This is a genomic window from Listeria sp. SHR_NRA_18 (genome assembly GCF_003856515.1).
Lineage (GTDB): Bacteria > Bacillota > Bacilli > Lactobacillales > Listeriaceae > Listeria_A > Listeria_A newyorkensis.
Window position 1 is genome coordinate 1 of record NZ_QPKR01000022.1, and the last position, 4,495, is coordinate 4,495.

General features: G+C 41.3%; 11 protein-coding genes. All 11 read right to left on the reverse strand.

From position 1 onward, the window contains the following. The 11 genes from DUK53_RS16655 to DUK53_RS16700 all read right to left on the reverse strand — a co-directional run bounded on the left by DUK53_RS16655 (nucleotide 1) and on the right by DUK53_RS16700 (nucleotide 4,460). Complete coding sequence (locus tag DUK53_RS16655) at nucleotides 1-624, reverse strand: DUF1642 domain-containing protein (protein ID WP_124893137.1); 624 nt, start codon at nucleotides 622-624, stop codon at nucleotides 1-3. After that, on the reverse strand, nucleotides 624-788 hold the full coding sequence (locus tag DUK53_RS17620; protein WP_161564261.1) for a hypothetical protein: 165 nt from the start codon (nucleotides 786-788) through the stop codon (nucleotides 624-626). Before DUK53_RS17620 ends, DUK53_RS16655 begins: the two co-directional genes overlap by 1 nt. After that, nucleotides 785-1,006, reverse strand: coding sequence for a hypothetical protein (locus DUK53_RS16660; protein WP_124893139.1), 222 nt, complete (start codon nucleotides 1,004-1,006; stop codon nucleotides 785-787). The genes DUK53_RS17620 and DUK53_RS16660 overlap by 4 nt, the downstream gene beginning before the upstream one ends. Continuing rightward, nucleotides 1,006-1,185: a hypothetical protein gene (locus tag DUK53_RS16665; RefSeq protein WP_124893142.1), complete on the reverse strand. Its 180-nt coding sequence runs from the start codon at nucleotides 1,183-1,185 to the stop codon at nucleotides 1,006-1,008. The genes DUK53_RS16660 and DUK53_RS16665 overlap by 1 nt, the downstream gene beginning before the upstream one ends. Further along, a complete protein-coding gene (locus tag DUK53_RS16670) occupies nucleotides 1,185-1,652 on the reverse strand; it encodes a class I SAM-dependent methyltransferase (RefSeq protein ID WP_124893144.1) in 468 nt (155 codons plus the stop codon). Before DUK53_RS16670 ends, DUK53_RS16665 begins: the two co-directional genes overlap by 1 nt. Continuing rightward, complete coding sequence (locus DUK53_RS16675; RefSeq protein WP_124893146.1) at nucleotides 1,649-1,870, reverse strand: hypothetical protein; 222 nt, start codon at nucleotides 1,868-1,870, stop codon at nucleotides 1,649-1,651. Before DUK53_RS16675 ends, DUK53_RS16670 begins: the two co-directional genes overlap by 4 nt. After that, the gene (locus tag DUK53_RS16680) at nucleotides 1,867-2,298 is read right to left on the reverse strand and encodes a hypothetical protein (RefSeq protein ID WP_124893148.1); all 432 of its coding nucleotides are present in this window, start codon (nucleotides 2,296-2,298) and stop codon (nucleotides 1,867-1,869) included. The genes DUK53_RS16675 and DUK53_RS16680 overlap by 4 nt, the downstream gene beginning before the upstream one ends. Before the next feature lie 21 nt (nucleotides 2,299-2,319). Next, the gene (locus DUK53_RS16685; protein WP_124893150.1) at nucleotides 2,320-2,685 is read right to left on the reverse strand and encodes a hypothetical protein; all 366 of its coding nucleotides are present in this window, start codon (nucleotides 2,683-2,685) and stop codon (nucleotides 2,320-2,322) included. A gap of 107 nt (nucleotides 2,686-2,792) precedes the next feature. Next, a complete protein-coding gene (locus DUK53_RS16690; RefSeq protein WP_124893151.1) occupies nucleotides 2,793-3,107 on the reverse strand; it encodes a hypothetical protein in 315 nt (104 codons plus the stop codon). Nucleotides 3,108-3,117: 10 nt separating this feature from the next. Further along, on the reverse strand, nucleotides 3,118-3,534 hold the full coding sequence (locus DUK53_RS16695; RefSeq protein ID WP_124893155.1) for a TRM11 family methyltransferase: 417 nt from the start codon (nucleotides 3,532-3,534) through the stop codon (nucleotides 3,118-3,120). A gap of 32 nt (nucleotides 3,535-3,566) precedes the next feature. Next, complete coding sequence (locus tag DUK53_RS16700; protein ID WP_124893153.1) at nucleotides 3,567-4,460, reverse strand: DnaD domain protein; 894 nt, start codon at nucleotides 4,458-4,460, stop codon at nucleotides 3,567-3,569. Nucleotides 4,461-4,495 lie beyond the last annotated feature (35 nt).

Here is a 4,495-nt window from a genome sequence, read left to right on the forward strand (position 1 = left end):
TCATCCTTCGCCCTCCTCAACCGGCACGGCAAACGCCCAGTAACGTTCGTCATACGCTCTTATTTGCTTTTCTGTTAGTTTGTAGAAATTTTCTTCTGAAAATACTTGACTTAACACATGCACAACTTCATAAGAATCATCCGTTTCCTCGTCATAAGATAGCGCAATCAGTAGTCCATCTCGCCCTTCATCTGTCAAAGGTACCCGATACAACGGCTCCTTTTCGACTGTGTAGCCGTGTTGTACAGCGTTAATTAGTTTCATTGTATTGCTTGTCACATATCCAGTAGCGCCATCAACGTACGAGACTCTAGTATCTGAATGGTCAAGATAGAAAGCGAAACCGTTGCCTGCTCTGCTTATATAATAAATCATTTGCGTTTTAGCACTTTCGCTATCTCCATACGTTGAAATTACTTCTTTATACGCATCATCAAACCACTGTGGCACTTCAAATAACTCTTGTGCGGGGGCTAGGTCATAGATATGAATCCAACGGTTATCACTGCTCGTACCTATGCGATACATTTCGCCGTCTTTATCTATTTCAAGAATCTTTTTTGTTAACAACCTGCTTTCAGCAATCACCTGCACGCGATCACCAACTTGGAATTTTTGTGTCATTAATCCTCTACTCCTCCCAATTCGAATTCTTCGACTAAAAATCCGTCAGCGACAATCGACATGGTAATTAAATCGCCTACTGTACTGACCCCTTCGAGCACTATCTCTAGTTGTGCGTCATTTTCATGCTTTGAAAGTTCTTCAATTAGTTCGCCTACTGTCATGCTTGTTCCTCCTTCAAAACAGCTAGATTTAGTGATGCATTTGATAGCCCGTCTAACGCATTTGAAAGTTCGTCATGCATTTCCATGTAATCGAGCTGTTTATCTCCGTAATCTTTATCGCCTGCATCAACATCAATCAGTGTTACAATCGCGTTATATGCGACTCTTATACGTTTTTTATACTTTTCATACTCCCTTTTTTCCATTTTTTCAGGCATTATTCTTCCTCCTTCAATTCTATAATTTCCAAATCGTCGTCCAACATGTTCGAGTCCAGCCAATCAGGCTCTCCACGGTCACCAGCGTAAAACTTTTTCTCGGCTTCTTCTTTCGTTGCAGCTTCGATTACAGTTGTCATTAGCGTTTCTTCCGTCCATTTCAGTTTGTATTCTGGCATCAGTCGCTCACCTCATCTTTCATAAATACTAGAAAATGTGTCTTACTTCTTCGGGCACCAAATAGGGGCTCTACTCCAATTGCTTTTAAAACATCTTTCAATTTCACTTGCTCCTCGTTCCACTTGAATATAAGCGCTCTATCCGGTTTCAACACGCGCATGCACTCGTCAAATCCCGCGGAAATGTCCTGTTCCCAATGTGGCCCGAGCTTTCCGTACTTTTTGACCAACCATGAATTGTCGCCTGCTCGTACTAAATGTGGCGGGTCAAATACTACAAGACTAAAGGTTTCATCTGGAAAAGGCATATCCCTAAAATCTGCCACAATATCAGGTTTTACGACTAACTTTCTGCCATCACATAATGTATCTTCGAAATCGCGAATATCCATATATACAGCATCCGGATGTTGTTTGTTAAACCAGAACATTCTTGATCCGCAACATGCGTCTAATATTCGTTTCATTCCGTCACCTCTGTCGTCGCTTCATATTTGAATCCGCTGAACATGCGTTGCGAACCGTTAATATTCACTATCGTTACTTCTCCGTTGCCATCAAGGAATATTTTCTTGACTAATATATAGCCATGGTCTACATATTTTTCCTTTGTTGTAAAAAATTCAGGGCGATCTCCTTGAAAATTTTCGTTTGTGATGATTATTATTTGCGTCACTTCCATCATTCCGTCACCTCTTCCTCAATCAAATGCGCATGTTCAAACGTAAAGGCTTCGATTTCGGCGCGGGTGAATTGGGTTTGGTAACTAAGTACTTCCCTACTAGAAGACCATGTATACTTATCCCTGTCTCTATCCTTGTTCAAATATAGCCCTGTAATCGGGCACTTAATACGCCACTTTTTCGGTTCTTCGCGTTCGTCTAGCGGTGTTGCGGCGTATTCGAATAGTAGTTCTGCTAGCGATTGCTTTTCAGCGTCACTCAATTGTTCAAACCTTCCAAATGTTGTATCGATACCTACAACCTTATTCACCTCTACAAAAGCGAGTGTACCTCTCCTGTTGTTTATACAAAAACATGGTTCAGAAGCGCCTGTAACGCCAATAGAATAGCCCAAAGCCTCTACTTTTTGCTTAAATTCCACAGTTTTCATTGCTATTTCCTCCAATTTCGGCTATTTTTTCTTCTTAAAAATCCCGGTATGTTTTAAATGCTCGTACATCGCGTTATTGGATTTATGAAAATAACGAGCGATTTCTCGAATCGTAACGCCTTTATCCTTCATAAGTTGAAAATGAGTAGCTTTTAAATCGTCAAACTCAATTCCCCAAGCTATTTCTTGAATAATTTGACTAGCGATAGAGGAGCGTTTTGCATGGTCTCTTTCCGCCATAAGTTTCTCTAGTTCCATTTGTAACTTTGACACACTTTTCTCATAGTTCCTATTTTTTTGTAGAGCGATTATTTCGCGCAAGATTTCAAGCTGCCTTTTTTTATTGCTAGGTAAAATTGTGGTAGGTCTCTCTAAAAGTCTTGTCATTTTAAAACCTCCTATAAGCACTTTTAAGCGATTATTTACTCCCGACATGTAAATACTCATAAATTATGCTTTCGTTCGAAATTCGACCGCCTCCGTCGATATTTACGCTACCAAATCTCTGTTGCAATGAATAGATTTTGTTCGGCGTTATATTTTATTCGATAACAGCAAACTGGATATTCCACTGGATCAATTTCAGGGTAGTAACCCTCATCCGAGATAAAGAGCTTTGATTCGTTGTCTGAAAATGATTCATCCTCTGCTACCCACCTTGCACCAAATCCAGTAATATTCTCTACAGACCGCGCTATATCTTTCATCAGGATTGCCATCTGAGCCACAGGTGCTTTTCTGTCGTGTAACTTCTTCCTCACGATATTGCAGATTTTTACTTCTGCCTCTTCCAAAACTTCGCTAATCATGTAATCACCCCTATTTCATAAATACTAGCCAGTGTGTTTTACTTCTACGATTGCCGAAAAGTGGCTCCATGCCAATTACTTTTAATAGCTCACTTAGTTTTATCTGCTCCTCATTCCATTTGAAAATGAGAGTGCCGTTCGGTTTCAGCACGCGCATACACTCATCGAAACCCTCTGAAATATCGTGTTCCCAAAGTGGTCCGAGCTTTCCGTATTTTTTGGCCAACCACGAATCATCACCTGCTCGCACCAAATGCGGTGGGTCAAATACTACAAGATAAAACGATTCATCAGGGAATGGCATGTTTCTAAAATCGCCTACCACATCAGGCTTAACTACTAATTTTCTGCCATCGCAAAGCGTAGTATCAAGCTCCCTATTGTCCATGTAAACCGCGTCCGGATGCTGTTTGTTAAACCAGAACATCCGACCGCTACAACACGCGTCTAAAATTCTTTTCACGCCCGCGCCTCCTTCAATTTCCGCTTCATTTCCGCTACTTCACGATCTAATTCTTCTTTCGTTTTCGGCTGTTCCGTCTGTTGCGGCGGTAGCACCTCTGGTTTGTCTATCCAGTCTGGTAATACTTCTTTTCGCCCGCCGTTGTTTCTCCGTTGCCCATACTGCTGTTTGCCTTGTTGCTGATCCCTAAAGTTTTGTTCGTGCGCTCTAGCTTGCTCTATCGTCGTAACACCTGCGTTCCGCCAATGCTCTAACGCTCGTTCCACAAAGCTAAGGTTCTTTCTGTTTTTGTTAACTGCTAATTTCATGGCAGCTATCACCAACTCTTCGCCGTTCTCTCCCATATCGCTAACCATGTACCCGATTGTTTGAACCTCTGTCGGGCTTGGAATTGGTCTTTGAAATTCGATTTGAAAAAATTGCTGTGCTGATTCGCTGTTGATGATGTTGTTTAAATCATTCTTAGCATTATTAACATTCTTCTTATTGTTCCGATGCTGTTCCGTTGCTGTTCCGTTGCTGTTCCGACCTTCGCCCTTGTAATTGTTCAAATCCTGATACAGTGCGTAGTTACACACCGTGAATAGTGTTCCGTGTTCCGTCTGTTTTATTTCGAGCCTTCCTTCGCTGACTAACTCGTCAACTTTGCGCGTTATTGTCGCTAATCCATATTTTTTCTCTGCGTTTTTATCGTAATATGTTAAGTCTTCTCTCAAATTTCGATACGATCTCAAATATTGTCCGCGCCCGACGTGAACGCTGCCTTTTTGCACTCCTTTTTCTGAAAAGACAGCATTCCCGACGATGTAGAAGAATAATCGAAATTTTGCTACGTCTGTCCATATATCACTTTCAAATACTTCTCGACTCATCTGGAATGCGCCCTTCATTTGTTACACCTCTTACTTTTTAAAATCGGTTAAAA

Coding starts and splice junctions, on each gene's coding strand:
- DUK53_RS16655 (WP_124893137.1), bottom strand. CDS start 624: ATGACACAAAAATTCCAAGTTGGTGATCGCGTGCAGGTGATTGCTGAA.
- DUK53_RS16685 (WP_124893150.1), bottom strand. CDS start 2,685: ATGACAAGACTTTTAGAGAGACCTACCACAATTTTACCTAGCAATAAA.
- DUK53_RS16660 (WP_124893139.1), bottom strand. CDS start 1,006: ATGCCTGAAAAAATGGAAAAAAGGGAGTATGAAAAGTATAAAAAACGT.
- DUK53_RS16670 (WP_124893144.1), bottom strand. CDS start 1,652: ATGAAACGAATATTAGACGCATGTTGCGGATCAAGAATGTTCTGGTTT.
- DUK53_RS17620 (WP_161564261.1), bottom strand. CDS start 788: ATGACAGTAGGCGAACTAATTGAAGAACTTTCAAAGCATGAAAATGAC.
- DUK53_RS16700 (WP_124893153.1), bottom strand. CDS start 4,460: ATGAAGGGCGCATTCCAGATGAGTCGAGAAGTATTTGAAAGTGATATA.
- DUK53_RS16680 (WP_124893148.1), bottom strand. CDS start 2,298: ATGAAAACTGTGGAATTTAAGCAAAAAGTAGAGGCTTTGGGCTATTCT.
- DUK53_RS16695 (WP_124893155.1), bottom strand. CDS start 3,534: ATGTTCTGGTTTAACAAACAGCATCCGGACGCGGTTTACATGGACAAT.
- DUK53_RS16690 (WP_124893151.1), bottom strand. CDS start 3,107: ATGATTAGCGAAGTTTTGGAAGAGGCAGAAGTAAAAATCTGCAATATC.
- DUK53_RS16675 (WP_124893146.1), bottom strand. CDS start 1,870: ATGATGGAAGTGACGCAAATAATAATCATCACAAACGAAAATTTTCAA.
- DUK53_RS16665 (WP_124893142.1), bottom strand. CDS start 1,185: ATGCCAGAATACAAACTGAAATGGACGGAAGAAACGCTAATGACAACT.